Origin of the sequence: Vibrio sp. 5S239, assembly GCF_041439575.1 — a bacterium.
Classification (GTDB): Bacteria; Pseudomonadota; Gammaproteobacteria; order Enterobacterales; family Vibrionaceae; genus Vibrio; species Vibrio kanaloae.
Genome location: NZ_JBGOOM010000003.1, coordinates 14,152 through 41,147, shown reverse-complemented (window position 1 = coordinate 41,147; position 26,996 = coordinate 14,152). Strand labels below are relative to the sequence as shown.

At 43.2% G+C, this 26,996-nt stretch carries 27 protein-coding genes; 13 read left to right on the top strand and 14 right to left on the bottom strand.

Going from position 1 to position 26,996, the window contains the following annotated elements:
- Nucleotides 1-79: 79 nt before the first annotated feature.
- The 4 genes from ACED48_RS03760 to ACED48_RS03745 all read right to left on the bottom strand — a co-directional run bounded on the left by ACED48_RS03760 (nucleotide 80) and on the right by ACED48_RS03745 (nucleotide 3,828).
- Entirely contained in the window at nucleotides 80-1,438 is a 1,359-nt protein-coding gene (locus tag ACED48_RS03760; RefSeq protein WP_017056763.1) for an MFS transporter, read from the bottom strand.
- A gap of 54 nt (nucleotides 1,439-1,492) precedes the next feature.
- Complete coding sequence (locus ACED48_RS03755) at nucleotides 1,493-2,041, bottom strand: peptidylprolyl isomerase (protein ID WP_017056764.1); 549 nt, start codon at nucleotides 2,039-2,041, stop codon at nucleotides 1,493-1,495.
- A complete protein-coding gene (locus ACED48_RS03750; RefSeq protein WP_017056765.1) occupies nucleotides 2,041-2,610 on the bottom strand; it encodes a YajG family lipoprotein in 570 nt (189 codons plus the stop codon). Before ACED48_RS03750 ends, ACED48_RS03755 begins: the two co-directional genes overlap by 1 nt.
- 66 nt (nucleotides 2,611-2,676) lie before the next feature.
- Nucleotides 2,677-3,828: a methyltransferase gene (locus tag ACED48_RS03745; protein ID WP_017056766.1), complete on the bottom strand. Its 1,152-nt coding sequence runs from the start codon at nucleotides 3,826-3,828 to the stop codon at nucleotides 2,677-2,679.
- A 173-nt stretch (nucleotides 3,829-4,001) separates the two neighbouring features.
- Here ACED48_RS03745 and bolA point away from each other — a divergent pair, with 173 nt between their 5' ends.
- The 10 genes from bolA (at nucleotide 4,002) to dinB (ending at nucleotide 13,388) form a co-directional block, all read left to right on the top strand.
- Entirely contained in the window at nucleotides 4,002-4,313 is a 312-nt protein-coding gene (bolA, locus tag ACED48_RS03740) for a transcriptional regulator BolA (protein WP_017056767.1), read from the top strand.
- A gap of 517 nt (nucleotides 4,314-4,830) precedes the next feature.
- Nucleotides 4,831-6,171 carry a Na(+)-translocating NADH-quinone reductase subunit A gene (locus tag ACED48_RS03735; RefSeq protein ID WP_032547916.1) on the top strand — a complete coding sequence of 447 codons (1,341 nt, stop codon included), beginning with the start codon at nucleotides 4,831-4,833 and terminating at the stop codon, nucleotides 6,169-6,171.
- A gap of 5 nt (nucleotides 6,172-6,176) precedes the next feature.
- Entirely contained in the window at nucleotides 6,177-7,421 is a 1,245-nt protein-coding gene (locus tag ACED48_RS03730) for an NADH:ubiquinone reductase (Na(+)-transporting) subunit B (protein ID WP_017056769.1), read from the top strand.
- The gene (locus ACED48_RS03725; RefSeq protein ID WP_017056770.1) at nucleotides 7,411-8,178 is read left to right on the top strand and encodes a Na(+)-translocating NADH-quinone reductase subunit C; all 768 of its coding nucleotides are present in this window, start codon (nucleotides 7,411-7,413) and stop codon (nucleotides 8,176-8,178) included. Before ACED48_RS03730 ends, ACED48_RS03725 begins: the two co-directional genes overlap by 11 nt.
- Complete coding sequence (locus ACED48_RS03720; RefSeq protein ID WP_017056771.1) at nucleotides 8,178-8,810, top strand: NADH:ubiquinone reductase (Na(+)-transporting) subunit D; 633 nt, start codon at nucleotides 8,178-8,180, stop codon at nucleotides 8,808-8,810. The genes ACED48_RS03725 and ACED48_RS03720 overlap by 1 nt, the downstream gene beginning before the upstream one ends.
- A 7-nt stretch (nucleotides 8,811-8,817) precedes the next feature.
- Nucleotides 8,818-9,414 (top strand): NADH:ubiquinone reductase (Na(+)-transporting) subunit E, encoded by a 597-nt coding sequence (gene nqrE / locus ACED48_RS03715; RefSeq protein WP_017056772.1) that lies wholly within the window; start codon nucleotides 8,818-8,820, stop codon nucleotides 9,412-9,414.
- Nucleotides 9,415-9,443: 29 nt separating this feature from the next.
- Entirely contained in the window at nucleotides 9,444-10,670 is a 1,227-nt protein-coding gene (nqrF, locus tag ACED48_RS03710; RefSeq protein WP_017056773.1) for an NADH:ubiquinone reductase (Na(+)-transporting) subunit F, read from the top strand.
- 174 nt (nucleotides 10,671-10,844) lie between these two features.
- Nucleotides 10,845-11,849 (top strand): FAD:protein FMN transferase, encoded by a 1,005-nt coding sequence (locus ACED48_RS03705; protein WP_017056774.1) that lies wholly within the window; start codon nucleotides 10,845-10,847, stop codon nucleotides 11,847-11,849.
- A gap of 16 nt (nucleotides 11,850-11,865) precedes the next feature.
- Entirely contained in the window at nucleotides 11,866-12,120 is a 255-nt protein-coding gene (gene nqrM / locus ACED48_RS03700; RefSeq protein WP_004735214.1) for a (Na+)-NQR maturation NqrM, read from the top strand.
- A gap of 191 nt (nucleotides 12,121-12,311) precedes the next feature.
- Nucleotides 12,312-13,388, top strand: coding sequence for a DNA polymerase IV (gene dinB, locus ACED48_RS03695; RefSeq protein WP_029627039.1), 1,077 nt, complete (start codon nucleotides 12,312-12,314; stop codon nucleotides 13,386-13,388).
- A gap of 96 nt (nucleotides 13,389-13,484) precedes the next feature.
- On the opposite strand, the gene ACED48_RS03690 is transcribed toward dinB, so the two are convergent.
- Nucleotides 13,485-15,419, bottom strand: coding sequence for an ATP-dependent DNA helicase RecQ (locus tag ACED48_RS03690; RefSeq protein ID WP_017056776.1), 1,935 nt, complete (start codon nucleotides 15,417-15,419; stop codon nucleotides 13,485-13,487).
- Between the two features lie 144 nt (nucleotides 15,420-15,563).
- On the opposite strand from ACED48_RS03690, the gene ACED48_RS03685 reads away from it, so the two are divergent.
- From ACED48_RS03685 to ACED48_RS03675, 3 genes are all read left to right on the top strand, one after another.
- Complete coding sequence (locus ACED48_RS03685; protein WP_017056777.1) at nucleotides 15,564-16,037, top strand: GreA/GreB family elongation factor; 474 nt, start codon at nucleotides 15,564-15,566, stop codon at nucleotides 16,035-16,037.
- Between the two features lie 83 nt (nucleotides 16,038-16,120).
- Nucleotides 16,121-16,879, top strand: a complete 759-nt coding sequence (locus ACED48_RS03680; protein ID WP_017056778.1) for a YggN family protein — start codon at nucleotides 16,121-16,123, stop codon at nucleotides 16,877-16,879.
- A gap of 281 nt (nucleotides 16,880-17,160) precedes the next feature.
- Nucleotides 17,161-18,522, top strand: a complete 1,362-nt coding sequence (locus ACED48_RS03675; protein ID WP_017056779.1) for a sodium-dependent transporter — start codon at nucleotides 17,161-17,163, stop codon at nucleotides 18,520-18,522.
- Between the two features lie 158 nt (nucleotides 18,523-18,680).
- On the opposite strand, the gene lipA is transcribed toward ACED48_RS03675, so the two are convergent.
- The 9 genes from lipA to rsfS all read right to left on the bottom strand — a co-directional run bounded on the left by lipA (nucleotide 18,681) and on the right by rsfS (nucleotide 26,944).
- Entirely contained in the window at nucleotides 18,681-19,646 is a 966-nt protein-coding gene (gene lipA / locus ACED48_RS03670; RefSeq protein ID WP_017056780.1) for a lipoyl synthase, read from the bottom strand.
- A gap of 4 nt (nucleotides 19,647-19,650) precedes the next feature.
- On the bottom strand, nucleotides 19,651-20,310 hold the full coding sequence (gene lipB / locus ACED48_RS03665) for a lipoyl(octanoyl) transferase LipB (protein ID WP_017056781.1): 660 nt from the start codon (nucleotides 20,308-20,310) through the stop codon (nucleotides 19,651-19,653).
- Nucleotides 20,311-20,505: 195 nt separating this feature from the next.
- Nucleotides 20,506-20,784: a DUF493 family protein YbeD gene (gene ybeD / locus ACED48_RS03660; RefSeq protein ID WP_026084358.1), complete on the bottom strand. Its 279-nt coding sequence runs from the start codon at nucleotides 20,782-20,784 to the stop codon at nucleotides 20,506-20,508.
- Between the two features lie 230 nt (nucleotides 20,785-21,014).
- A complete protein-coding gene (locus ACED48_RS03655) occupies nucleotides 21,015-22,196 on the bottom strand; it encodes a serine hydrolase (protein ID WP_017056782.1) in 1,182 nt (393 codons plus the stop codon).
- 93 nt (nucleotides 22,197-22,289) lie between these two features.
- The gene (locus tag ACED48_RS03650) at nucleotides 22,290-23,129 is read right to left on the bottom strand and encodes a septal ring lytic transglycosylase RlpA family protein (protein WP_017056783.1); all 840 of its coding nucleotides are present in this window, start codon (nucleotides 23,127-23,129) and stop codon (nucleotides 22,290-22,292) included.
- A 3-nt stretch (nucleotides 23,130-23,132) separates the two neighbouring features.
- Nucleotides 23,133-24,254 (bottom strand): rod shape-determining protein RodA, encoded by a 1,122-nt coding sequence (gene rodA / locus ACED48_RS03645; RefSeq protein WP_017056784.1) that lies wholly within the window; start codon nucleotides 24,252-24,254, stop codon nucleotides 23,133-23,135.
- Nucleotides 24,254-26,146, bottom strand: a complete 1,893-nt coding sequence (mrdA, locus tag ACED48_RS03640; RefSeq protein WP_029627041.1) for a penicillin-binding protein 2 — start codon at nucleotides 26,144-26,146, stop codon at nucleotides 24,254-24,256. The genes rodA and mrdA overlap by 1 nt, the downstream gene beginning before the upstream one ends.
- Nucleotides 26,147-26,152: 6 nt before the next feature.
- Complete coding sequence (gene rlmH / locus ACED48_RS03635; protein ID WP_017068506.1) at nucleotides 26,153-26,623, bottom strand: 23S rRNA (pseudouridine(1915)-N(3))-methyltransferase RlmH; 471 nt, start codon at nucleotides 26,621-26,623, stop codon at nucleotides 26,153-26,155.
- A 3-nt stretch (nucleotides 26,624-26,626) separates the two neighbouring features.
- Nucleotides 26,627-26,944 (bottom strand): ribosome silencing factor, encoded by a 318-nt coding sequence (gene rsfS / locus ACED48_RS03630; protein ID WP_017056787.1) that lies wholly within the window; start codon nucleotides 26,942-26,944, stop codon nucleotides 26,627-26,629.
- Nucleotides 26,945-26,996: the final 52 nt, after the last annotated feature.

The window sequence follows — 26,996 nt, the reverse complement described above, 5'->3', positions numbered from 1 at the left end:
TGACTGGTACAATAGATTGTCGGTTTCGTCTCTGCCGTCAGAAAGTAAAAAAGGGTAGTTTGACGCTACCCTTTTTTTACTATTCTTGATGGTTTTTGGCTTTTTCTAATAAATCAGTGAAAAAGTGGCGTAATGAATAGAGCATGATCAAACTCGGAATCACCATTAATGCTGTCAGTATGAAGAAAGTCGACCAGTCATTGAGGTAATCAACGACTTCACCGCTGAATGATGCCAGTGTTGTCCGACCTAAATTTCCCAATGATGCAAGCAGAGCGTATTGGGTTGCAGAGAATGCTTGGCCAGTTACCATTGTCAGGAAAGAAACAAATGCAACGGTTGAGAAGGCAGATGTGAAGTTATCAACCATCAGCGTGGCTAAGAACAGATGCTCATTTGGACCAACTTGGGCGATCCATGCGAACATTAGATTACTGGCTGCCATTGCAATACCGCCGATCATTAACCCGCGAACTATACCAAATTTAACATTGACCATACTGCCAATTAAGGTGAATAACATAGTTAATCCCCAACCGATTAATTTAGAGTAGTAACCGATTTGCTCGTTAGAGAAGCCAATTTCTTTATAGAATGTGATCGACATTCTTCCCAAGAAGGCTTCGCCTATCTTAAATAGAAAGACGAAAAGTAATAAAGTTAGAGCGACTCTAAATCCATTGCGTTTGAAGAAGTCTAGGAAGGGTTCTGCGACGGTCACGGTAAGCCAGACAACAATAGGGTTACCTACTATTTGACGATGACGGCGTTCGGCTTCTGCTTGTAAGCTATCTCGTTTCGTTTTTGGTTCGCCAACGAGTAATGTAAACAACATTAGAATTGCGACAATACCAGCCATACCGTAGTAAACACCATTCCAGCCAACTGAATCAGCATTTATGAAGGCAAGATAACCGGGTAGCGAATAGCCTGTCCACCAACCTATAACCGTCATAGCAGAAGCTTGAGGCAGTTTAGACGACTCTGACTTTGGAAATGTATCAATTCGAAAGGCATCGATTGCAATATCTTGAGTCGATGAAGCAATCGCTATGCCTAAAGCTAACATCGAAGCTAGAACAAGATCATCGGCTGGGTTTACTCCAGCAATGAAGAGCGTGCAGATCAATACAGCGCTTTGACACAAAAATATCCAACTACGCCGCTGGCCTAATATCGCATGTAGGATTGGTAGTTTGACTCGGTCTACCAGGGGAGCCCATAGAAAGTTAATGGCATAGACGGCAAATACGCTACCAAAATAGCCAATAGCAGCTCTTGTTAAACCTGCATCTTTTAGCCAACCGGACATATTGGAGCCAATAAGAACCCATGGGAAGCCACTTGAACAGCCTAACATAAACACCCAAAGTAGACGTTTATCTAGGTAGCTGCGAAAAGTCTGCATCCAAGAAAGAGAGGGAGAGCCTGATGACATGGGGCGTCCTTGTATAGAAAAACGCCCTTAAGAGGTTAAGGGCGCTGTATGAGATTACTTAAGAAGTGTTACTTTGTTGATGATGATAGGGTCTATTGGGATGTCTGACATACGGCCCATTCGCTTAGTCGGAATGGTAGCCATCTTTTGTACAACATCAAATCCCTCAGTCACTTTACCAAATACAGCGTAACCAGGATTAGCGCCTTTCGCGTTTAAGAAATCATTGTCAGCAAAGTTAATGAAGAACTGACGAGTCGCAGAATCAGGCGCATTAGTGCGAGCCATAGCGATCGTTGCTGTATCATTCTTTAGACCGTTACTGCCTTCGTTTTTGATAGGGGTATAAGTCGCTTGTTGATTCATATCTTGATCGAAGCCACCACCTTGAGCCATAAAGCCAGGAATAACTCGGTGGAAGATAGTGCCTTCATAGCTGCCGTCTTCAACGTATTTTAGGAAGTTCTCAGCGCTAATCGGTGCTTTTTCTTGGTTAAGCTCAATAGTGAAGTTGCCTAATGTTGTTTCCACGTTCACTTTAGGACCAGCCCAAACGCTCACGCTCACCAGCATTAATACGATAGAAGTAAGGATACGGTTCATTAGAAACGTTCCTTCATGTAAGTTTGTAGCTCTTGGTCGTTAGCAATCTCAGTAAGTACTAAATTGAGCACATCATTAAGGACCATTGAGATGTCGTCGTTTGAAGCGCTTAACGCACCAGTTCGAACGGCTGTACCATTGAATGTCTTAACCAGTTTGCCTTCAGGTGTCTCAGCGGTTACTTCAAGTGTCACTTTACCGTCCATTTGGTTTTCCATAATGGTGTGTTCTACGGTAACGAGTGCTTCTTGAATCTCTAAAACAATCGAGTTTTCACTGTTTACGCTTGCACGGAAACCTTGAGAGTCCAGCTGTTTTGCTAGCGCGTTTTCTAGAGAAATACGCATGTTTTGCTTAGCGTGAATTGGCTGAATATTTGAACGGCCGCTATCAACCAATGCTACATATTGAGCAGCACGGACATCTTTACTTGTGAGCGTGTATGTTTTGCCTTGTACAAGGTTGCTTGAGCTTAGTGAAGCTTCTGGCATTACGTTGATCTGTTCTTGCTGAGGGGCTGAACATGCCGTCAAAGCCATAATAGAAGCAGCCAAAATCAGTTTTTTCATTCCTTTATCCTTTCTAAATTCACACCAGAAGCTCGGTATTTTAAATTTTTGTGAAGTCGTTTCTGCTTATTTATTAAAATTCGCAGGTTCTCTTGTTGCCTGTAATATCTCAAATTTTTGGTTTAGTTCAAGCGTTTCAACGTTCGCTTCACCAAATAATCTTGCGAGTTTTACATCGTATCCGAGGTGTCGGTTACCAATAACAATTAATTTTCCGCCATTGCTAAGAACATGCTTCGCATCACAGAACATTTGCCATGCAATGTGATCAGTAATCGCTTGTTGTTGATGGAACGGAGGGTTACACATCACTAAGTATGTGCTGTTTTTCTTAAAGCCATCTAAACAGTTGTTAGCAATGAATTGGAAGTTACCTTCTTCACCAAGGTTATCCTTGACGTTTTGTCGTGCTGATTCAACGGCCATAAAACTCTCATCAACGCAGGTGATACGAGCTTTGGGATTCAATTGTCCTGCTTTTACACTCAATACACCGTTGCCACAGCCTAGGTCGATAATATGACGTAGCTCAGGATCTTTAGGTATGTGCTCTAGCATATAGCGAGCGCCTTGATCGAGTGCTTCCCCTGAGTAAACATTCGGTAAATTTTTCAGGCGGATATCTTCACCGTCTACATCCCACTCAACAAACGGCTCAACAGTTTGAATCGGTTGGCAGTTTGGAGAAGAGAAAACCAAGCGGTGTTTTTTCTTCGCTAATGAGGTTTTGGTCTCGCCTAGGTATTTTTCGAAAAGGTTAAGTGTAGAGGTGTGGATCTCTTTTACTTTGTTGACACCGATCACTTGGCAGCCTTCAGGCAGTGCTTGGCGCAACTGACTTAACTGCCATACAAGGTGGCGGTTGGTTTTTGGTAGCTGCATGATCACAAGGTCTATACCGTGTGGGATAGCATCCATTGTGTTTAAAAAGTTGACTCGATTACATTGATTTCGCTGTAAGTTTTTTAGCGCACCGCGATGAGAGATAAATGAGTCGCTCATCATGGTGACATCATGATCTTTCGAGAACCAAGCAGATAGAGCACCAAAGCTGTCGTTCATGATCAGTATGTGTTTGCCAGGTTCAAGGTTCATCTCTTCAACATGACTGAGCAGGTATTCGTCGCCCGCATCCCAAGCTTGAAGGGTTTCATTTGAACGTTTAGGGAAACGATGTAAGGTCAAAGTTCTATCGTGAAGGGTAAGTTCGGTTTTCATTGCTTGAGGTGCTTATATAAGAAATAACAAAGATATTGTCTCAAATGCAGGCTAAACAAGATAGAAAAAACTCCATTAAACTGGAGTGGTTCGCAATGAAATACTCAGACAGTCGACCCGTTAAGGTTTATACTCAGCAACATATAATGCCAATACGTTACTAAGGAATCACAATGATCCAAGAAGTTATCGAAACAAAATTGCACAATGAGTTTTCACCAAGTCATTTAAACGTGGTGAATGAGAGCTATATGCACAATGTTCCGGCTGGTTCTGAAAGTCATTTTAAAGTGATTGTTGTCAGCGATGTGTTTGAAGGTTTGCGTCTTATTGCTCGTCATCGAGCGGTCAATAAAGTACTTTCAGAAGAGCTAGCGAATAATATTCACGCCCTGTCCATTCATACTTATACAAAAGATGAATGGATGAAGCAGCTAGATAACGTGCCAGATAGCCCAATGTGCATGGGTGGTGGTAAGTCATAGAACTTAGCTATAAAAAAGAGGCGGCAATACCGCCTTTTTTGTTGCCAAATATCTCTGTTTTTCGTTGTTATATCACTCAAATTGATGGTAAATCGAACGGTTGAAAATACCTACAATGAGTAATGTTTTTATTAACAGTGTTTCAACATAATTCGTAAAATATGAGTTTGTGACAGAGTATTAATCTCTTGTTTAAAACATGATTCAAAAGCCATTTTATCTGTGCGGCCCGTCAAATTTATACATATTTGAGAGTCCATATGCTTCAAATCTCACCAAATAAAGGCCGTATTCAAGTTATTGGTCATGGCATCAAGTTATCAAAAAATGCTAGTATACGGCACCTGATAAATCTCACATGATTTATGTGATGAGTTTATTAAGATAATGTTGCGATTTTGGTGCCTCAAATTTACCAAAACCGGACACAGTAATGTCGTGTCTAAGGGCGATTTAAAACGTCCCGAATTTACGCAATTAAAAGAATCTTTTTCCCGATAAAGTAGTGCAAGTGCGTATGATTACAATAAATAAGGGTTTGGACCTTCCTATTGCAGGAACTCCATCCCAGGTGATTAATGATGGTAAGTCCATCACTAAAGTCGCCTTGCTTGGCGAAGAGTACGTTGGTATGCGTCCTACGATGCATGCTCGCGTTGGTGATGAAGTGAAGAAAGGCCAAGTTCTTTTTGCAGATAAAAAGAACCCTGGTGTTGTATTTACTTCTCCAGCAAGCGGTAAAGTTATTGAAGTGAACCGTGGTGCTAAGCGTGTTCTTCAATCAGTAGTGATTGAAATAGCAGGCAATGAGCAAATCACGTTCAATAACTATGAAGCCAACCAACTAGCAGGTCTTGACCGTGAAACGGTTAAAACTCAGTTAGTTGAGTCTGGCGCATGGACCGCTTTGCGAACTCGTCCGTTCAGCAAGGTTCCAGCCATTGATTCTGAAACTCAGGCTATTTTTGTAACTGCTATGGATACGAATCCGTTAGCAGCTGAGCCAGAATTAATCATTAACGAGCAGTCTGATGCTTTCGTTGCTGGTTTAGATCTTCTTTCAACATTGACTAACGGCAAAGTGTACGTTTGTAAAAAAGGCACTAGCTTGCCTCGTTCTGCTCAGTCTAACGTTGAAGAACATGTTTTTGATGGCCCACATCCTGCAGGTCTTGCAGGCACGCATATGCATTACCTTTATCCGGTAAATGCACAAAATGTAGCGTGGAGCATTAACTACCAAGATGTTATCGCATTCGGTAAGCTTTTCCTTACTGGTGAGATTCATTCTGAGCGTGTTGTTGCTCTGGCTGGCCCAGTGGTTAACAACCCACGTCTAGTTCGTACTCTAATTGGTGCTAGCCTTGAAGAGTTAACTGACAGTGAGTTAATGCCTGGCGAAGTTCGTGTGATTTCTGGTTCTGTACTCACGGGTACTAAAGCAACAGGTCCGCATGCTTTCCTTGGTCGTTACCATCAGCAAGTTTCTGTTCTACGTGAAGGTCGTGATAAAGAGCTATTCGGCTGGGCTATGCCTGGTAAGAACAAGTTCTCTGTTACTCGTGCATTCCTTGGTCACCTGTTTACAGGTCAGTTGTTCAATATGACAACGACAACAAATGGCAGTGATCGTTCGATGGTTCCAATTGGTAACTATGAGCGCGTAATGCCTCTAGATATGGAACCTACATTGCTACTTCGTGATCTATGTGCAGGCGATATTGATAGTGCTCAAGCACTAGGTGCGCTAGAGCTAGACGAAGAAGATGTAGCATTGTGTACCTTTGTATGTCCAGGCAAGTACGAGTACGGTCAACTACTTCGTGAATGCCTAGATACGATTGAGAAGGAAGGGTAATTTTCATGGGCCTTAAAAAGTTTCTTGAAGACATCGAGCATCATTTTGAGCCAGGTGGTAAACACGAAAAGTGGTTTGCGCTTTATGAAGCAGCAGCTACTGTGTTCTACACACCAGGTCTTATTACAAAGAAAAGCTCGCACGTTCGTGATAGCGTTGATTTAAAACGTATCATGATCATGGTTTGGTTCGCAGTATTCCCAGCAATGTTCTGGGGTATGTACAACGCGGGTGGCCAAGCTATCGCAGCACTTAACCATATGTACGCAGGCGCTGAATTAGTTTCTGTTATCGATGGTAACTGGCACTACTGGCTAACCGAAATGCTTGGCGCCTCCTTAGGAGCCGACGCAGGTGTTGGCAGTAAGATGCTACTTGGTGCGACATACTTCCTGCCTATCTATGCGACGGTATTTATCGTTGGTGGCTTCTGGGAAGTTCTGTTCTGTATGGTGCGTAAGCACGAAGTTAACGAAGGTTTCTTTGTCACTTCTATCTTGTTCGCGCTTATCGTTCCGCCAACACTTCCTCTATGGCAAGCTGCACTAGGTATTACCTTTGGTGTTGTGGTAGCGAAAGAGATCTTCGGTGGTACGGGTCGTAACTTCCTGAACCCTGCACTTGCTGGCCGTGCGTTCCTATTCTTTGCATACCCTGCACAGATTTCAGGTGACGTAGTTTGGACTGCTGCAGACGGTTTCTCTGGTGCAACTGCGCTTAGCCAATGGGCTCAAGGCGGTGGTAGCGCACTAATGAACGTAACATCTGGTGAAGCAATCACTTGGATGGATGCATTCATTGGTAACATTCCAGGTTCTATCGGTGAAGTATCGACTCTAGCGCTTATGATTGGTGCTGCGATGATCGTTTACATGCGTATCGCTTCATGGCGTATCATTGCTGGTGTAATGATCGGTATGATCGCTGTTTCTACTCTGTTCAACGTGCTTGGTTCTGAGACAAATGCAATGTTTAGCATGCCTTGGCACTGGCACTTAGTTCTAGGTGGCTTCGCGTTTGGTATGTTCTTCATGGCGACAGACCCAGTATCAGCTTCATTTACCAACAAAGGTAAGTGGTGGTACGGCATCTTAATCGGCGCAATTTGTGTAATGATCCGTGTAGTTAACCCTGCATACCCAGAAGGCATGATGCTTGCGATTCTATTCGCAAACCTATTTGCCCCTCTGTTTGACCACGTTGTAATCGAGAAGAACATTAAGCGGAGACTAGCGCGCTATGGCAAGTAATAACGATAGCATTAAAAAGACGCTGTTTGTTGTTATCGCATTGAGCCTTGTGTGCTCAATCATCGTTTCAACAGCTGCAGTTGTTCTTAAACCTAAACAAGAAGCTAACGCAGTTCTGGATAAGCAAACTAAGATCCTGGAAGTTGCAGGCATTGAACTTGCGGGTGATATTCCAGCACTGTACGCCGATAATATTGAACCTCGTTTAGTTGATTTGGCTACTGGCGACTTTGTTGAAGGCGATGCTGCTGAATACAATCAACGTAAAGCAGCAAAAGATCCAGCTCAATCAATCAAGCTTTCAGCTGACGATGACATCGCGAAGATTATTCGCCGTGCGAACACTGCTACAGTGTACCTAGTGAAAGATGGCACTGAAACTTCTAAAGTTATCATTCCTGTTCACGGTAATGGCCTTTGGTCAATGATGTACGCATTCGTTGCGGTAGAAACAGATGGTAACACTGTGGCTGGCATCACATACTACGAGCAAGGTGAAACTCCTGGACTTGGTGGTGAAGTTGAGAACCCAACTTGGCGTGATCAGTTCGTTGGTAAGAAATTATTCGACGAAAACCACAAACCAGCGATTAAGGTAGTTAAAGGTGGCGCTCCTCAAGGTTCAGAGCACGGTGTAGATGGACTTTCTGGTGCAACACTAACTAGTGTTGGTGTTCAACATACATTTGACTTCTGGTTAGGTGAAATGGGCTTTGGTCCTTTCCTAGCAAAAGTTCGTGACGGAGGTCTGAACTAATGTCTAGTGCAAAAGAAATTAAAAAAAGCGTATTAGCGCCTGTGTTGGACAACAACCCAATCGCGCTACAGGTTCTTGGTGTGTGTTCTGCTCTTGCGGTTACCACTAAACTAGAAACAGCATTTGTTATGACTATCGCGGTAATGTTTGTTACTGCTTTGTCTAACTTCTTCGTTTCTTTGATCCGTAACCACATTCCTAACAGTGTACGTATCATCGTTCAGATGGCAATTATCGCATCACTAGTAATCGTGGTTGACCAAGTGCTTAAAGCATACCTATACGATATCTCTAAGCAGCTATCTGTATTCGTAGGCCTAATCATTACGAACTGTATTGTAATGGGTCGTGCTGAAGCATTCGCAATGAAGTCTGCGCCAATCCCATCTTTAATCGATGGTCTTGGCAACGGTCTTGGTTACGGTTTCGTTCTTATCACTGTAGGTTTCTTCCGTGAGCTTCTAGGCTCTGGCAAACTATTTGGTATGGAAGTACTACCTCTAGTGAGTAACGGTGGTTGGTATCAGCCGAATGGCTTGATGCTTCTAGCACCTTCTGCGTTCTTCCTAATTGGTTTCTTGATTTGGACAATTCGTGTGTTCAAACCTGAACAAGTAGAAGCGAAGGGGTAAGGTAATCATGGAACATTATATTAGTCTGCTAGTTAAATCGATTTTCATCGAAAACATGGCGCTTTCTTTCTTCCTAGGTATGTGTACATTCCTAGCGGTATCTAAGAAAGTTAAAACTTCTTTTGGTCTTGGTGTGGCGGTAGTTGTAGTACTTACCATTGCTGTTCCTGTAAACAACCTTGTTTACACACACATCCTAAAAGAAAACGCGCTTGTTGAAGGTATCGATTTAAGTTTCCTTAACTTCATCGCGTTCATCGGTGTTATCGCGGCACTTGTACAAATACTAGAGATGGTTTTAGACCGTTTCTTCCCACCTTTGTACAATGCACTAGGTATTTTCCTTCCATTGATCACAGTTAACTGTGCAATCTTTGGTGGTGTATCTTTCATGGTAACTCGTGACTACAACTTTGCTGAATCTGTTGTTTACGGTTTCGGTTCTGGTGTGGGTTGGATGTTAGCTATCGTTGCTCTTGCGGGTATCCGTGAGAAGATGAAGTACTCTGACGTACCTCCAGGTCTACGTGGCCTTGGTATCACGTTCATTACTGTTGGTCTGATGGCGTTAGGCTTTATGTCTTTCTCTGGTGTTCAACTGTAGGGTAAGCACCCAGTAATAAGGAATAACAAATGTTTAGTATTATTCTTGGCGTAGCGATGTTTACCATTATTGTACTGGCTCTAGTACTAGTGATTCTTTTCGCTAAGTCTAAGTTAGTACCATCAGGTGACATCACTATTTCAGTAAATGACGATCCTGAAAAGGCGATCGTTACTCAACCAGGTAGCAAGCTACTTAGTGCCTTAGCTGGCGCTGGTATTTTCGTATCTTCTGCTTGTGGCGGCGGTGGCTCTTGTGGCCAGTGTCGTGTGAAAGTTAAGTCTGGCGGTGGCGACATCCTACCAACTGAACTTGATCACATCACAAAAGGCGAAGCTCGCGAAGGCGAACGTCTTGCATGTCAAGTTGCTATGAAAACCGACATGGAGATTGAACTAGACGAAGATATCTTTGGTGTTAAAAAGTGGGAATGTACTGTTATCTCGAATAACAACGAAGCTACTTTCATCAAAGAACTTGCTCTAGCAATCCCTGAAGGTGAAGAAGTACCGTTCCGCGCGGGTGGTTACATTCAGATTGAAGCTGAACCACATCACGTGAAATACGCAGATTACGATATTCCAGAGGAATACCGTGGTGACTGGGATAAGTTCAACCTATTCCGTTACGAGTCTATCGTTAAAGAACACTCAATCCGCGCTTACTCTATGGCTTCATACCCAGAAGAGAAAGGCATCATCAAGTTGAACGTTCGTATCGCAACTCCGCCGCCAAACAACCCTGACGTAGCTCCTGGTGTGATGTCTTCATACATCTGGTCTCTTAAAGAAGGCGACAAATGTACTATTTCTGGTCCATTTGGTGAGTTCTTTGCTAAAGATACAGATAATGAAATGGTCTTCATCGGTGGTGGTGCAGGTATGGCACCAATGCGTTCACATATCTTCGACCAGCTTAAGCGTCTTAAGTCGACTCGTAAGATGTCTTTTTGGTACGGTGCGCGTTCTAAGCGTGAGATGTTCTACATTGAAGATTTCGACGGCCTAGCGGCTGCGAATGAAAACTTCGTGTGGCACTGTGCACTGTCTGATCCTCAACCTGAGGACAACTGGGACGGTTACACTGGTTTCATCCACAACGTACTGTACGAAAACTACCTGAAGGATCACGAAGCTCCTGAAGACTGTGAGTACTACATGTGTGGTCCACCAATGATGAACGCGGCTGTTATCGGCATGCTGAAAGATCTTGGTGTAGAAGATGAAAACATCCTACTGGATGACTTCGGTGGTTAATCCATTTAAGTGATTGATATTATGGCTGACTCTCACGAGTCAGCCATTTGTTTTTCTAAGACTATTTTTGACAACATACTGGCTTATATAAGAAAGAGTAAGGCATTCAAAGTACCTATTTTTTACTCTTATTTTTCCTTATATAAATCCTCAACATTAGACAGGAGTAAGCAAGTGAGAATTTGGCTTGTTGCATTAACTTCTTTAATTTTTCTTGCAGGCTGTGAACAGCCAAGAGAACAAGTGCATTTAAGTGGCCCAACAATGGGTACCAGTTATAATATTAAATACATCAATGGTGATGAGTTTCCTGAGTCTAACGAAGTTCATACTGAGGTTGATCGTTTACTTGAACAAGTGAACGACCAGATGTCGACTTACCGTGAAGACTCTGAACTGAGCCTTTTTAATCAACACCTTGCTGCTGATGCATTCGAAGTTTCCGAACAGACTGCGACTGTTGTGAAAGAAGCGATTCGTTTGAACGGAGTTACTCAAGGAGCATTAGATGTCACGGTTGGCCCATTAGTTAATCTATGGGGCTTTGGCCCTGAAGCGCGACCTGAAGTCGTCCCAACAGATGAAGAATTAGCGGCTCGTCAAGCAAAGGTAGGAATACATCATCTAAGCGTTGAAGGTAATAAGCTAACTAAAGATTTACCGAATCTGTATGTTGACCTTTCAACCATTGCAAAAGGTTGGGGCGTGGATGTGGTCGCAGATTACCTTGATTCAATTGGTATTCATAATTACATGGTAGAAGTAGGTGGTGAAATCCGTCTGAAAGGTCTAAATCGTGAAAGTGTCGGTTGGCGTATTGCGATAGAGAAACCAAGTGTTGAAGAGCGCACTATTCAAGAGATCATTGAGCCGGGTGATATGGCGATCGCCACGTCTGGTGACTACCGTAATTATTATGAACGTGATGGTGTTCGTTACTCTCACATCATCAACCCAGAAACAGGAAAGCCTCTTCATCATAAAGTGGTTTCTGTAACTGTATTGGATCCGTCTTCAATGACTGCAGACGGCTTATCTACTGGCCTTATGGTCTTAGGTGAGGTTAAGGGAATGGAAATCGCAAACCAACATAACATTCCTGTGTTCATGGTGGTTAAAACAGCAGATGGCTTTAAAGAGATTGCTTCTGAAGCATTTAAGCCATACTTAAGTAAATAAGGTAAGCGAGAGAATTATGAATACATTTCTGATTACATTTGGTGTTTTTCTTGCAGTAATCGCAGCGATGTCAATTGGTTATATTATCCAAAAGAAAGTTGTAAAAGGTAGCTGTGGTGGTTTGGGGGCTGTTGGTATTGATAAAGTATGTAACTGCCCTGAACCTTGTGATGCGCGTAAGAAGCGTGAAGCACGGGAAGCATACCGTGAAGAGAAACTAGCAGAGCGTCAACAGAAAGAAGCGTCTTGGAATAAAGATCGTATCGCTTAACTGATGATAGTTATTAGGGTGTAGAGTTATCTCGCCTCCAGAGAATTTTTAATGAAAAGCTCAAGACGACTGTCTTGAGCTTTTTTTGTTGTGATGAACCTTTTTTCTTGGTGGGATTTCAGTCGTTTTAAACCTGATAATAATTTATTATACTGTTTATAGATACAGTTGTAAGGTTGAGCTATTCTTAGATGTCTAGTGTGGTCGAAGATAAAATAAGAAAGATAATCCATGTTGATATGGATTGTTTTTACGCGGCTGTAGAAATGCGTGATAACCCTGTTTATCGAAATCGACCACTGGCAGTAGGTGGTCATGAAAAGCAGCGTGGCGTTTTAAGTACGTGTAACTATGAGGCTCGCAAGTTTGGAGTTCGTTCTGCTATGCCCACAGGGAAAGCGCTACAGCTTTGCCCTAACTTGTTGGTTGTCCCTGGAAGGATGTCGGTTTATGTCGAGATATCCAAAAAAATTCGAGAAATTTTTTCTCGATACACTTCGATGATTGAACCTCTCTCTCTAGATGAAGCATTTCTTGACGTTACAGAGTCGACAAAGTGTCATGGTTCGGCAACACTGATCGCAGAATCGATTCGGCGTGATATATGGAATGAACTCAACCTCACGGCTTCTGCTGGTATTGCTCCGATAAAGTTCCTAGCGAAAGTCGCTTCAGATATGAATAAGCCAAATGGTCAGTTTGTTATCCCTCCGCAAGACGTGCAAGCGGTGATCGACCAGTTACCACTCGAAAGCATTCCCGGTGTCGGTAAGGTGAGCATTGAAAAGTTACATCAAGCTGGCTTCTTTACTTGTAAAGATATCAAAGAATCTGACTATCGCGACTTACTGCTCAAGTTTGGCCGTCAAGGTGCATCACTTTGGAAGCGCAGCCATGGTATTGATGACCGAGAAGTGATTACTGAGCGTGAAAGAAAGTCGGTAGGTGTGGAGCGAACCTTTACTCAAAATATATCGACCTACGCAGAATGTTGGCATGTGATTGAAGACAAGCTGTTTCCTGAACTCGAAACTCGCTTAGAAAAGGCTAACCCAAGTAAAGCGATCATCAAGCAAGGTATTAAGCTCAAATTCGCCGATTTTCAGCAAACCACGATTGAGCACATACATGCTTCACTTGATCGAGAACACTTCAAAGAACTGCTAAGTGAAATACTGAAAAGGCAACAAGGAAGAGAAATCCGCTTACTTGGCTTGAGTGTGGTGTTACAACCGAAAGACCAGATGCGTCAGCTGAGTTTCTTTTAGGGAAAGGAGTTGAGAGTTTAGTTTTAGAAGTGATGTTGTTTGATACCGACTAGACTTTACAGCCTAATCGGTTTCTTCTATAAGTAAAAACTTGGGTTACCTAGGAAGCTGTTTAACTCGCGCTAAGGTATCACTGAATGGTTGTTGTTCGAGCTTGCCGTAACCGATCATCTTGCTCGCTTTAAGTTTGGTTGAAAGCGGAGTGGCGATTCCGCATAGAAAACGAGTAATGGCTTCGTCGGTAATCAATTGTTGGCTCTTCGATACAAACTCATGAATCCATTTTATCACCGTCTCATCATCAATTGGTTCAACATCAACAGTGGGTAACATTGCGACTTGATCTCGACATACTGAACAGTGTCCACATTTGGTAGGGACTTTGTCATCGGCAAAGTAACTGGCAAGGCGTGAGCTTAAGCAAGTATCCGCCTCAAAGAAATTCAGCATTTGGTTAAGGCGGTTTATCTCGCTGTGCTCTTTTGCTTTAAACAACTCAGTAAGGCGCTCTGACAGTTGCATCATATCTTCAGAAGTATTGTGGATTGCGTAGACATCGGTGATCTGCTTGCTTTCTAGTTCAATCCAACCTTGTTCATTGAAGTAGTCGATAGCCGCAATCACACGCTGGCGATCTGCTTGGAAGTGAGTCCAAAGCGCATCGAAGTCGACTTGGCACCACACTCTAGCTTGAGGTGAACATTGGAAGATCGCTTCGACAAATTGACGACGTTCACTTTGAAATTGCTCTGTGATCTGCTGTTTCGGACGAATGAACTTAAATTTGTAATCAGCAAAGTAGCTGTACTTCGGCTCAATCACGCCTTCAATTTCAAGATACACCAGTAGTGTTTTTAGCGGTAACTGACGAATGTTGGACTCACGTGATAGCTGGTTAAGCATGATCTCCCATTGATTCGAGCCAGAAGCGCCAATGTTTTGATTTTCGTAGATCTCTTTTAATACCGCTTGGATAGATATGTTGTCTGGCGTATCACCAAAAACGAAGTTTTCGAGTGTGCTTAAACCATGTTTGTTAGCGAGTAGAATACATTCAGACGCTTGCCCGTCTCGGCCAGCTCTGCCGATCTCTTGCGAGTAATTTTCTATCGACTTTGGTAAGTCAAAGTGAATCACTCGGCGAATGTTGGACTTATCCACGCCCATACCAAAAGCAATGGTTGCCACGATACAGCTCACTTCATCATTCATGAATTGATGTTGAATTGCATCTCGGTTTTCAGGCTTAAGACCCGCATGGTAAGCCACGGCATTAACGCCAGCGTTACGAAGTTGCTGAGCCACCATCTCTGCTGTTTGTTGAAGGGTGACATAAACAATAGTCGGAGCGAGAGAAGCTTGGTTAACGACATTGCACAAGGTTTCTAGCTTGCTGGTTTGTTCGCAAGGTTGAATCGACAGGTCGAGGTTTTGACGATAGAACCCCGTCACTACCACGCGCTCCTCATCAATTTCAAACTTTGACTTCATGTCTTGAATAACCGAGGTGGTTGCGGTGGCTGTCAGTAGTAGAACCTGAGGAATATTGAGCTGCTTTTGGTATTGAGGAAGCTTCAGGTAATCGGGTCTGAAGTTGTGTCCCCATTCTGAAATACAGTGCGCTTCATCGACCACAAGCAGTGAGATTGGCACTTGGGAGATAAACTGGCGAAAGCGTTCGTTCTTCAAGCGCTCAACGGAGATCATCAGTATCTTGGTGTCACCGTTACGTACCGACTGCATAACCTGTTGTGTGGTTTGTCTGTCTTGGCTGGATTCGATTGCAGCTGCGCTAATACCTTTACTGTGCAGGAAAGCGAGTTGGTCTTTCATCAAGGCTAACAGCGGCGATATTACCAAGGTTAAGTGCGGTAACTCTAATGCTGGTAATTGATAGCACAGAGATTTACCAGAGCCTGTCGGGAATATCGCGGCAGTCGAGTGACCAGATAGAACATTATCAATGACTTGCTTTTGTCCATTACGCAGTGAGTCGAATCCGAATACTTGTTTTAGCTTCTGCTCAATCATTTATGCTCTACCTGAGTTATTAAGTGTCGTACTGATGCTAAAGCGGCGCTTATCGGTGATAGCGTCGCTTGATGAATCAAATGTCTTGCACCTGATTGTACCTAATTCTATTCTGTAGCTCCTATAGAAAAGCACCCCAAAAGTATGAATAAGTCCGAGCTTCGACAAATAATCTTAGAGCAACTCGAATCCCGATTACGTATCGCACAATCTGCTACTCAGCGAGCCATTGACGCTGCGACCGATGAAGAAACTGTGCCAGAGCATAAGTATGATACATTGGCATTAGAAGCCTCGTATCTTGCTCATGGACAAGCGTTGCGAGTGCAAGAATGCGAAGATGATATCCAGTGCTACCGGAATCTAGTATTACGTGACAGTGAAAAGATTGCAGTAAGCAGCTATGTTGTGGTCATTGATGAAAATGATGAATATAAACACTTTTTCATTGGACCGAGAGTCGGAGGACTTTCTGTTACGTGGAATCATCATGAGATCGCTATCGTGACGGTGAATGCACCTTTTGGTAAGGCTCTGATGGGCAAAGAAGTTGGTGATGAGATAGAGTTTAAGGTCGCTGACAAACTGTTTTGTTATGAAGTCGTGTCTATCGATTGAATGACGCTCGATATAAAACGTTTCTCTGACAAAGAATTATAAATCACGGGTATAGTTCTTTGTAAGATTGATGAGAGGATGTTATGAAAAACAATGTATTAATTGCATCACTAACAGCTGCAATAGCTGTTGTGAGCTTGCCAACGTTTGCTGCTCAGTGTCATGTTGATTTGAAGAATGAATTACGAATCGATGATCAAAAAGTCGAAATCCACCAAGTGAATGGTGATACTGCTGTCTTTGATAACAATAATGATCTCTATATCCATGGTGAAAAGGTTGAACTCGATGCTGATCAACAAGCAGCGATAGAGAAATACCGTGACAACATGAATGAGTATTTACCACGAGCGAAACAAATGGCTAACGATAGCCTAGCGCTAGCCAATGACGTTATTGATGATATTGCTGCTAGCCTCGATTCTCCTGAGTCTTTTGATAATGTAAAAGAGTCAATGAAAGAGTACTTCACTGAACTAGAAGCTCGTTACTATAAAGACGGTGAGTTAGTGCTGCCAGCTAATAGTTTCGACTCGATGGCCAATGGTTGGTCTGAAGATTTCGATAAGGCTAAGAAAATCTTTAACCAAGAGTTTATCTCTAGCGCTTTTAATGCGATGTCAGAGAAAATGAAGCAAGAGGGTGGATTAAATCTTACCGAGTTGGCTGATAGTATGGCTGAATTAAAGCTTAAAGTAGAAGAGAGAATGAAAGAGCATGCTCAACAAGTAGAAGAAGAAACGGCTGAGTTTTGTGATTCTCTAGATGAGATGGTAGAACAAGAGCAAGAGCTGCATGAAATCATTCCGAACCTAAAAGGTTATCAGGTATTTACGATCTAACCTGAAGTGGATAGGAATAAAAAGAGCACCGGTTGGTGCTTTTTTTGTTTCTATTGGATTGAGTCGATAAGGTTATTTTAGTATTGGTGGGCTTTATTGTAGGTGGCTATCTGGTTTTATCGATGCATTGTGATTAATAAAACTGGATTTATGCTGGTTTAGTGGTTCTAAATAGTGAATGAGTTAAAAAAGTTAGCGAATTCTTCATTTATTGGTTGTGACTAACATTACTTTTTATTATTGTACTATCAAACTAGTTCGCTGATTTTAATGTGAGAAATATGGAGCAACAATCTTCCTCTTCTAGAGAGCATTTTAGCTCTCGCTTGGGTTTTATTTTAGCAGCGGCTGGTGCCGCTGTTGGTTTGGGAAATATTTGGGGATTCCCAACCCAAGTTGCCAGTAACGGTGGTGGCGCTTTTCTCTTAGTCTATTTGTTCATGATCTTCGTGGTTGCTTTCCCAATGCTGGTGGTTGAGATGGCGATTGGGCGTCACGGCCAAGCCAATCCAGTAGATAGCATGCGTTCTTTGACTAAAAAACCTTTAGGCAAAAAAGTCGGTGAATTTGTTGGTTTGATTGGCTTAAGTGTCCCAAGTGCAGTATTAGCTTTCTATAGCATTGTTGGCGGCTGGTTGATCTGTTTCCTGATTGGTGCTGTTGCTGATCTGATTGGCCTAGAGGCTATTGCGGATTGGTTTAAAGGCTTCAGTGTTGAGCGCAATGTATTTGGTACCGTAGCGTTCTATATACTGACTATTCTGATTGTACAGGGTGGTGTTAAGCAAGGCATCGAGAAGTGGTCGACGCGTTTGATGCCAGCACTGTTTGTGTTGTTTGGTTTATTGTTTGTTTACATCATGACGCAAGCTGGTGCGATGGAAGGCCTAAAGCACTATTTAGTACCAGACTTTGAAAAGGTGTGGGATAGAAAACTGATTCTAGCAGCGATGGGGCAGGGGTTCTTCTCACTAACCATTGGTGGATGCTCAATGTTGGTTTATGGTTCTTACTTAAGCAAGAAAGAAAATCTGCCAAAAATGGCAATGAACGTTACTTTGGTTGATACCGCGGTTGCTTTTATTGCGGGTTTGGTCGTGATGCCTGCGATGTTTGTTGCGATGCAAAAAGGCGTTCAAATCTATGCGGAAGATGGCTCGTTGTTAAGTTCTGATACTTTAGTGTTTACAGTTTTGCCTTTGATGTTTGATAGCTTAGGTGTACTTGGTCAGATCTTCGCAATTGTCTTCTTCTTGTTGCTAACGATAGCTGCCCTTACTTCTTCAATTTCGATGCTAGAAGGGCCTGTAGCGCTAGTGAGCGAGCGTTTCAATACCAGACGAACAGCAACGAGTTGGGTTATTGGTGGTGCTATTGCACTGTTCAGTGTGGTGATTGTCTACAACTTTGCTGCGATGTTTGGCATGGTTGCGATGATAGCGACTCAATACCTTCAACCGATTGCAGCACTGATGTTCTGCCTGTTTGGCGGCTGGGTGTGGAGCCGATCTTCAAAAGTGAAAGAGCTTGAGCAAGGCTGTCCTGATTTTCAACTTGGCTGGTTTGGTAAAGTGTGGCCAATGTATGTGAAGTTCGTATGCCCAATCTTAGTGGCAACGGTTATTTGGGCTTCTTTCGGTTAGTAATCATTTACTGCCTAGAGCATTAGACCTGCAGATCAAGGCCACTCTTATTGAGTAGCCTTGTTGTTTTTATATCGAACAAACTTGTTTTACTCTATAGAAAAAAGGCGCTGAACATACAGTTCAGCGCCTTTTCAATTTTGGTTTAAGCAATGTGATTACTTAATTTCCATACCTTGAGCTTGCAAGTCGGCATGGTAAGAAGAACGTACAAATGGGCCACAAGCGGCGTGAGTGAAGCCTAGTTCAAGAGCAATATCTTTTAGTTCATCGAACTCAGAAGGCGGCACGTAACGTTCTACTGGTAAGTGGTGACGGCTTGGCGCTAGGTATTGGCCTAGTGTCAGCATAGTTACACCATGCTCACGAAGGTCTTTCAGTACTTGAACGATCTCTTCTTTTGTCTCACCAAGCCCCATCATCACACCTGACTTTGTTGGAATATCAGGGTGTTGCTCTTTGAATTTCTTCAGTAGATCAAGAGACCACTTGTAGTTCGCACCTGGACGCGCTTTACGGTATAGGCGTGGCGCTGTCTCTAGGTTGTGGTTGAAAACATCTGGCGGGTTGTCTTTCATTAGATCAAGTGCAACGTCCATACGGCCACGGAAGTCTGGAACCAGTGTTTCGATACGAATATTTGGGTTTTGCTCGCGAATTTCACGGTTACAGTCAGCAAAGTGCTGAGCGCCACCATCACGTAGATCATCGCGGTCAACTGAAGTGATTACTACGTACTTCAGTTTCATGTCTTTAATCGTCTTAGCCAGTTTCTTCGGCTCTTCTGCTTCAGGAGCAACCGGGCGACCATGGGCAACATCACAGAACGGGCAGCGGCGAGTACAGATAGCGCCAAGAATCATAAACGTTGCCGTACCGTGGTTAAAGCACTCGGCTAGGTTAGGACAAGACGCCTCTTCACAAACTGAATGTAGGTTGTTTTTGCGCATTGCAGATTTGATTTCTTGGATACGATGGCTGTCTGAAGGCAGTTTAATCTTCATCCAGTCAGGCTTGCGTAGAACTTCTTTCTGTTCAGCAGGCATATTCTTTACGGGAATTAATGCCATTTTGTCAGCGTCACGATATTTAACGCCTTTTTCCATTTGGATTGGTTTGCTCATGATTTTATGCTTCTGCTGTAATGTTACTGGTGGCTTGAATGTCTACTTGGTCATAATCGAGTAATTCTACAAGCTCTTGTATTAACTGTTGCTCAACGTTTTCTAGTTCACTTGGTCCACCGAGTTGGCTTACTTGTGCCATTTCCATACCTTGGTAACCACATGGGTTAATGCGTAGGAAAGGAGACAGATCCATATTAACGTTGAGTGCTAGCCCGTGGAAGGAGCAGCCGCGTCGAATACGTAATCCGAGTGAACAGATCTTCTTGCCATCGACATAGACACCAGGAGCGTCAGGTCGGGCAGCTGAATCTATATTGTAAGCTTTCATAGTATTGATTACGAGGTTCTCGATATGAGTCACCAAATCACGTACTCCGAATTTCTTGCGGCGGATATTAATCAAAAAGTAAGCGACTAACTGACCCGGGCCGTGATAAGTCACTTGGCCACCGCGATCGCTTTGTACCACAGGGATATCACCAGCATTTAATACATGCTCAGCTTTACCTGCTTGTCCTTGAGTGAAGACAGGGTTGTGTTCAACTAACCAAACTTGGTCTACATCTTCTTCTGTGCGTTCGTCTGTGAATTTATGCATGGCTTTCCATACAGGTTCGTAATCCTGACGACCTAATTTTTTTACAATTAGCTTATTTTGCAAATCAGCACTCCCTCAAGGATTAACAAAGTGAACGCATTATAAACGCGAAACATGATTCTAACTACAGACGGACTGCAAGGTTTTTCAACTTTCTTTGTATTTATTTAAAATTAAGTTGAATGAATTCGGTATTAATAGAAAGCTTTAAATAAAAACAGCGGCAATAAGCCGCTGTTATTCATGCGTAATCGAAAACTACAGAACCATCCGAACGATTTCGATCTCGCCCAGTTCTTTATATAGTGTTTCTACTTGTTCGATTGACGTCGCAGTAATATTGATAGAAACAGAGTGGTAGTTACCTTTCGCACTCGGTTTTAGTGTTGGGCTGTAGTCACCAGGAGCATGACGCTGGATCACTTCTAGCACTAGCTCAGTCAGTTCTGGCTTAGCGTGGCCCATTACCTTGTAAGTGAATGAACAAGGGAACTCTAAGAGGTCTTTTAGTTTTGCATCAGAATTGATGTTCATGATTAGCTCCAAAAGGCTAGACTCTCGCAAATTGGCGATATGTCGATAAAAAGCGTGTTCGGTTAATAGACACGAGTAATAAGGCGGAATATTACGTGTAAATATCATCGAACTCAAGATCAACAAAAGCCGCACATAGCGGCTTTTTTTCGTTAATGAGTAAATTATGAATTTACTCATTAGGTTAGCTTTGTAAGAAGTTTAGGTATTGTTTAGAGCAAACCTTTAACTCGTTAGAAGAAACCTTTGAAAAGCAGTACCAAGTAGTCCCACAGACGGCTAAATAGGCTGCCCTGCTCTACATTTTCAAGTGCAAGCAGTGGGTATTCAGCAACGTCTTCACCGTCTACTTGATAGAACAGCTTACCTACAACATCGCCTTTACTGATTGGCGCTTCTAGCTCTTTTTCAAGAACGAAGCTTGCCTTTAGGTTCTTCGCTTGGCCACGAGGAAGAGTAACGAAAGTATCTTCGTCTACGCCTAAAGCAACGGTATCTTGGCTACCCATCCAGATTTTCTCTTCTACGAAGGTTTCGCCAGCTGTATGTGGTGCAACTGTTTCGAAGAAACGGAAACCGTAGCTAAGTAGTTTTTTGCTTTCGGTCTTACGAGCGTTTGTATTCTTAGTGCCCATAACAACAGCAACTAAGCGCATTTTTCCTTCTGTTGCTGAGCTTACTAGGCTGTAACCTGCGTTGTTCGTGTGGCCAGTTTTAATGCCATCAACGTTCATGCTCTTGTCCCATAACAGGCCGTTACGGTTGTATTGGGTTATGCCATTGTAAGTGAACTTTTTCTCTGAGTAGATACGATACTCATCAGGAACGTCGCGAATCAGCGCCTGACCAAGTAGAGCCATATCATAAGGCGTTGAGTATAGATTCGGGTTATCTAAACCGTGCACGTTAGCGAAGTGGGTGTCTTTCATGCCGATAGAGCTTGCCCATGCGTTCATGAGGTCTACAAATGCGTCTTCAGATCCGGCAATGTGTTCGGCCATAGCAACACAAGCATCGTTACCTGATTGAATAATGATTCCGCGGTTCAGTTCTTCAACTTTAACCGTTGTACCAACCTCAACGAACATTTTAGATGAGTCTGGGAAGTTTTTAGCCCAAGCATTTTCGCTGATTACAACGTCGTCGTTTAGGTTGATGTTACCACGATCAAGCTCTTGGCCGATCACGTAGCTCGTCATCATCTTGGTTAAACTTGCTGGAGAAAGCTGAGTGTTCATCTCTTTCTCGGCTAGTACTTTGCCCGAATGGTAATCCATTAGAACAAAACCTTTAGCGGCGATTTGGGGTGCGTCAGGAACAACAATAGGAGCGGCGAATGATGATGTAGCTATTGTTGCTGAAAGCGCAACAGAAGTAGCAAAAATCGATTTAACAAGTTTATTAGATTTAATCATTTTGAATGCAATTATTTGGTTAACTATTCATATCTTAACAGAATCACTCTGTCACACCAGAGCGCTGATTACCAGAAGTAACTGTTAGATTAATTAGCGAGTTAGTGTGTGTTTTTTTATATAAGCTGACGGGTAACCCATAAGCTTAACCTGTTTTAATTTCTCTTGAGTCAGCGCATAGTCATGAAATGGCCCAAGCATCAGACGGTAGTTATCATCATTTGACTGTAAGAAAGTTGCTACTGCAAGCTTTCCACCTAGATCTTTGGCTAAGTTCTCAGTTCTGTCTTTGTGCCGAGATGTGGCAACCTGAATGATAAATTGCGGTAAAGTGGCTTTTTTATTCGCATCGGTCGGCATAGCGACTGTGATGACTTCAATCTCCACATTAGCCGTGCCCGTTCTCAAAACATCGAGCTTGTAAGCCGCCGCATAACTAAGGTCAATGATTCGGCCTTCATGAAATGGGCCACGGTCATTGATACGAACAATCGTGGTTTTGTTATTGTCGGTATTCGTCACTTTTACATAACTTGGAATGGGTAATGTTTTGTGCGCTGCAGACATCGAATACATGTCGTAGATCTCGCCATTAGACGTTAAATGACCATGAAATTTCTTACCGTACCAAGAGGCTTTGCCTTTCTCAGTAAACCCTTGGGTCTTTTGTACTATTTTGTAGTTTTCGCCACGCAGAGTGTAATCCGTGTTACCACCTAAGCTGTACGGTTCATACTGAGGGTGAGCGTCCTCTAAATGCTCTACCGAGATAGGTGCGTCTGGTGCAATGTCTGAATCAATATCGTAGCGGCCTGTTGGCTGCTGTGAAGAACAACCATTAATTAAAATCGCTAGCCCTAAGATAGAGACTATTTTTTTGATTGGCAGTTCATCAACCAAGGATGATTTTTTTGGAAACGTTGTAATAGTCATCGATTAGGTCGCCTTTGAGAATGCTTTTCTATGTGTATGGATAGACATTAAAATACCAAAACCAGCCATAAGGGTAACCATTGAAGTACCGCCATAACTAACCAGAGGAAGGGGAACACCTACAACTGGAAGGATGCCACTTACCATACCAATGTTTACAAAAATATAGACGAAGAAGCTCAATACAATGCTGCCGCCCATCATTCGGCCAAATGCCGTTTGAGCTTGGCTCGCAAGTATTAATCCTCGCCCAATAATAAACAGGTAAATAGCAAGCAAAAACAAAATACCAATCATGCCCCACTCTTCGGCAATTACTGCAAAAATGAAGTCGGTGTGTCGTTCTGGGATAAACTCCAGTTGAGACTGCGTGCCTTGCAGCCAACCTTTTCCTGATATCCCACCAGAACCTATCGCAATCTTACTCTGAATGATGTGGTAACCCGCACCTAATGGATCGGATTCAGGATCAAAAAGGGTTCTTACCCGTACTTTTTGATATTCGCGCATCAAGAAGAACCACAGAATTGGAATGAACGCGCCAAGAGCAATTGCGGCACTGGCGATGATCTTCCAACTAATACCTGAAAGGAATATTACGAAGATACCTGACGCAGCGATGAGTATCGATGTTCCTAAATCGGGTTGCTTAGCGATTAAAATAGTCGGTACAAGAACCATGACTAAAGAGAGTGTCAAGGTCTGTAAGGTGGGCGGAAGTGAGCGCTTACCGATAAACCGTGCCAGCATCAAAGGTACCGCAAGTTTCAATAGTTCAGAAGGCTGGAATCGAACAAAGCCGAAGTTTAGCCAACGCTGTGCACCTTTAGAAGCTTCACCAAAAAATAACACACCCAATAGTAGAATGACACCAACAGCGAACAGCAGTGGAGCTAAGGTTTCGTAGGTACGAGGCGAAATTTGCGCTAAGAAAATCATAACCCCCAAGGAGAGTGCCATGCGCATGGCCTGGCGATCCATCATTGCGAGGCTTTGACCACTCGCGCTGTACATTATCAGTAAGGCGAAGCCCATTAAAGCTAGGATACCGAGTAATAGTGTTAGGTCGATATGCAGCCTTTCAAATAAGGCTCTGTTTCTCCCTGTTGAAGGATCAAGTTTCATTATTTTGTTGCCTTACTGTCGTCATCTTCTGCAAGGATAATATGGTCTAGAATTTGTCTTACTACTGGCCCACCATTTGATGAACCGCCGCCTGCATTTTCTAAAACAATGGTGACTACTGCTTCGGGGTTTTCAAAAGGAGCGTAACCAGTAAATAGAGCGTGATCGCGTAAGTGCTCGGCAATCTCGTCAGCGTTGTATTCTTCATTCTCCTTCAAGCCAAAGACCTGTGCTGTTCCTGACTTACCCGCGGTTTGGTAAGACATATTTCGGAATGAGCGTCTTGCCGTACCTTTACGCCCGTGGTTTACCAACCTCATACCTTCTTGCGCTATATCCCAGTACTTTTGTTTAACACCGTTAATAGGGGGGTAAGTTACGATCTCTGATATTGTTTGTTCATCGAACGGCTGGGCATTCTCAATCGTCGAGCGCAACAAGTGAGGTGCTGTCACTTTACCTTCGTTGACTAATACAGAGGTGGCCTTGGCGATTTGCATAGGTGTGGCTGTCCAGTAGCCTTGGCCAATACCAACAGGAATGGTGTCACCTTGATACCAAGGCACACGGTGCCTTGCCATCTTCCATTCACGAGTAGGCATGTTGGCTTTACTTTCTTCGTAAATATCGATTCCAGTGTAGTCCCCAAAGCCAAATAGCATCATCCACTTAGATAAACGATCTATGCCTAGATCAAAGGATATTTGGTAGAAAAACGTATCAACAGATTCTTCAATGGCTTGGACAATATCAACTTCACCGTGTCCCCAGCGACGCCAATCACGGAACGGTTTTGTTTTCGAGTTTGGTATCTTCCAATAACCGGGGTCATTACGCGTTGTATTCGGAGTTATTACGCCTTCTTGAAGAGCTGCAACGGCAATGAATGGTTTGATAGTAGAAGCTGGTGGATAAATACCTAGCGTTGCACGGTTAACCAAAGGCCTATCTTTGTTTTGTAATAAGGCGTTATAACCTTTTGAAGATATACCATGAACAAAGGCGTTTGGGTCATAGCTTGGGCTGGAAACCATAGCCAGTACACCGTTATCTTTCGGATCGAGAACAACAGCTGAGCCACGACGACCATCAAGTATTTTATGCACATAAAGTTGTAGGTTGATATCGAGGTTGAGAACAATATCTTTACCTGGAATGGAAGGAACAAATTTTAATGTGCGAATGACTCGACCACGGCTGTTAACTTCGACTTCTTGGTAACCCGCTGTCCCATGCAGCGTATCTTCGTAGTACCTTTCAATACCTAGTTTACCAATGTCACGAGTCGCTTGATAATTGGCGTATTTCTCTTCGCGCTCTAGTCGTTGTATGTCTCGGTCATTGATACGAGATACGTAGCCAATAACGTGGGTCAGTACATCACCATACGGATAAAAACGCTTTAGTGTACCCGTCACTTCAACGCCCGGAAACTTGTGCTGATTTACGGAAAAAACCGCCACTTGCTCTTGAGTCAGTTGGTTTAAAATTGGAACGGATTTAAAACGTCGTGAATTTCGGCGATCACGATTAAAGCGTTCGATACGCTCTGGCGGAATATCGATTAAAGTTTGTAAACGGACGATAGTATCATCCATATTTTTAATTTTTTCTGGTGTAACTTCTAAGTTGAAAACAGGACGGTTTTCAGCAAGGAGGATGCCATTGCGATCGTAAATCAAACCGCGATTGGGGGCGATTGGAACGACCTTGATACGGTTGTCGTTGGAGCGAGTCTTATAGTCCTGATACTGGTTGACCTGAATGTTATACAGGTTAACAACCAACATCGACATCATCACGATGATCCCTATAAACGCAACAAAAGCACGACTAGTAAATAGTCGTGCTTCTGCTTTGTAATCACGGATTTGGCTACGTTTACGTAACATTAACACTTATTCTCGATGATACGGATGGTTAGCGGTAATGCTCCAAGCTCGATACAAGCTTTCAGCCATGATAACGCGTACTAATGGGTGAGGCAGAGTAAGTGCTGACAAAGACCAGCTTTGGTCGGCAGCTGCTTTACATGCAGGGGCTAACCCTTCAGGCCCGCCAATTAAGATTGAAACGTCACGTCCATCCAGCTTCCAACTTTCTAATTGCTCAGCTAGTTGAGGGGTATCCCACTTTCGTCCTGGGATATCGAGCGTGACAATGCGGTTGCCTTTTGGAACCGCAGCCAACATCGCTTCGCCTTCCTTTTGAAGAATACGTGCAATATCCGCATTTTTACCGCGTTTTCCCGCAGTGATTTCAATGAGTTCTAATGGCATATCGTGAGGGAAGCGGCGTTTGTATTCTTGAAACCCTTCTTCAACCCACTTTGGCATTTTTGTACCAACTGCGATTAACTGGATCTTCAAAGCTTAGCCCCAAAGTTTTTCTAGTTGGTACAGCTCACGATGCTCTTCTTGCATAACGTGTAGCATACTTGTACCCATATCGAGAACGACCCATTCACCTTCTTGCTGACCATTAATACCGAGTGGTTGCATACCTGCTTTACGCACTTCATCTGCAACGTGCTGTGCAATGGAGGCAACATGGCGTTTAGAGGTACCAGTACAAACAATCATGTAATCAGTCACACTTGATTTGCCTTCTACATCGATAGTCACTATCGATTCTGCTTTCATGTCGTCGGCTTTGTCTGCAAGAAAATCTTTTAGTTCTTCACGTAACACAGGGTGTTCCTTTAATCTGAATGTAGCTTTGCTTAGGGTCTATTGACCTTAG

What these genes read in the sequence shown, in the direction of transcription:
- ACED48_RS03760 (WP_017056763.1), bottom strand. Translation starts at nt 1,438, where the DNA reads ATGTCATCAGGCTCTCCCTCTCTTTCTTGGATGCAGACTTTTCGCAGC.
- ACED48_RS03755 (WP_017056764.1), bottom strand. Translation starts at nt 2,041, where the DNA reads ATGAACCGTATCCTTACTTCTATCGTATTAATGCTGGTGAGCGTGAGC.
- ACED48_RS03750 (WP_017056765.1), bottom strand. Translation starts at nt 2,610, where the DNA reads ATGAAAAAACTGATTTTGGCTGCTTCTATTATGGCTTTGACGGCATGT.
- ACED48_RS03745 (WP_017056766.1), bottom strand. Translation starts at nt 3,828, where the DNA reads ATGAAAACCGAACTTACCCTTCACGATAGAACTTTGACCTTACATCGT.
- bolA (WP_017056767.1), top strand. Translation starts at nt 4,002, where the DNA reads ATGATCCAAGAAGTTATCGAAACAAAATTGCACAATGAGTTTTCACCA.
- ACED48_RS03735 (WP_032547916.1), top strand. Translation starts at nt 4,831, where the DNA reads ATGATTACAATAAATAAGGGTTTGGACCTTCCTATTGCAGGAACTCCA.
- ACED48_RS03730 (WP_017056769.1), top strand. Translation starts at nt 6,177, where the DNA reads ATGGGCCTTAAAAAGTTTCTTGAAGACATCGAGCATCATTTTGAGCCA.
- ACED48_RS03725 (WP_017056770.1), top strand. Translation starts at nt 7,411, where the DNA reads ATGGCAAGTAATAACGATAGCATTAAAAAGACGCTGTTTGTTGTTATC.
- ACED48_RS03720 (WP_017056771.1), top strand. Translation starts at nt 8,178, where the DNA reads ATGTCTAGTGCAAAAGAAATTAAAAAAAGCGTATTAGCGCCTGTGTTG.
- nqrE (WP_017056772.1), top strand. Translation starts at nt 8,818, where the DNA reads ATGGAACATTATATTAGTCTGCTAGTTAAATCGATTTTCATCGAAAAC.
- nqrF (WP_017056773.1), top strand. Translation starts at nt 9,444, where the DNA reads ATGTTTAGTATTATTCTTGGCGTAGCGATGTTTACCATTATTGTACTG.
- nqrM (WP_004735214.1), top strand. Translation starts at nt 11,866, where the DNA reads ATGAATACATTTCTGATTACATTTGGTGTTTTTCTTGCAGTAATCGCA.
- dinB (WP_029627039.1), top strand. Translation starts at nt 12,312, where the DNA reads ATGTCTAGTGTGGTCGAAGATAAAATAAGAAAGATAATCCATGTTGAT.
- ACED48_RS03690 (WP_017056776.1), bottom strand. Translation starts at nt 15,419, where the DNA reads ATGATTGAGCAGAAGCTAAAACAAGTATTCGGATTCGACTCACTGCGT.
- ACED48_RS03685 (WP_017056777.1), top strand. Translation starts at nt 15,564, where the DNA reads ATGAATAAGTCCGAGCTTCGACAAATAATCTTAGAGCAACTCGAATCC.
- ACED48_RS03680 (WP_017056778.1), top strand. Translation starts at nt 16,121, where the DNA reads ATGAAAAACAATGTATTAATTGCATCACTAACAGCTGCAATAGCTGTT.
- ACED48_RS03675 (WP_017056779.1), top strand. Translation starts at nt 17,161, where the DNA reads ATGGAGCAACAATCTTCCTCTTCTAGAGAGCATTTTAGCTCTCGCTTG.
- lipA (WP_017056780.1), bottom strand. Translation starts at nt 19,646, where the DNA reads ATGAGCAAACCAATCCAAATGGAAAAAGGCGTTAAATATCGTGACGCT.
- ACED48_RS03655 (WP_017056782.1), bottom strand. Translation starts at nt 22,196, where the DNA reads ATGATTAAATCTAATAAACTTGTTAAATCGATTTTTGCTACTTCTGTT.
- ACED48_RS03650 (WP_017056783.1), bottom strand. Translation starts at nt 23,129, where the DNA reads ATGACTATTACAACGTTTCCAAAAAAATCATCCTTGGTTGATGAACTG.
- rodA (WP_017056784.1), bottom strand. Translation starts at nt 24,254, where the DNA reads ATGAAACTTGATCCTTCAACAGGGAGAAACAGAGCCTTATTTGAAAGG.
- mrdA (WP_029627041.1), bottom strand. Translation starts at nt 26,146, where the DNA reads ATGTTACGTAAACGTAGCCAAATCCGTGATTACAAAGCAGAAGCACGA.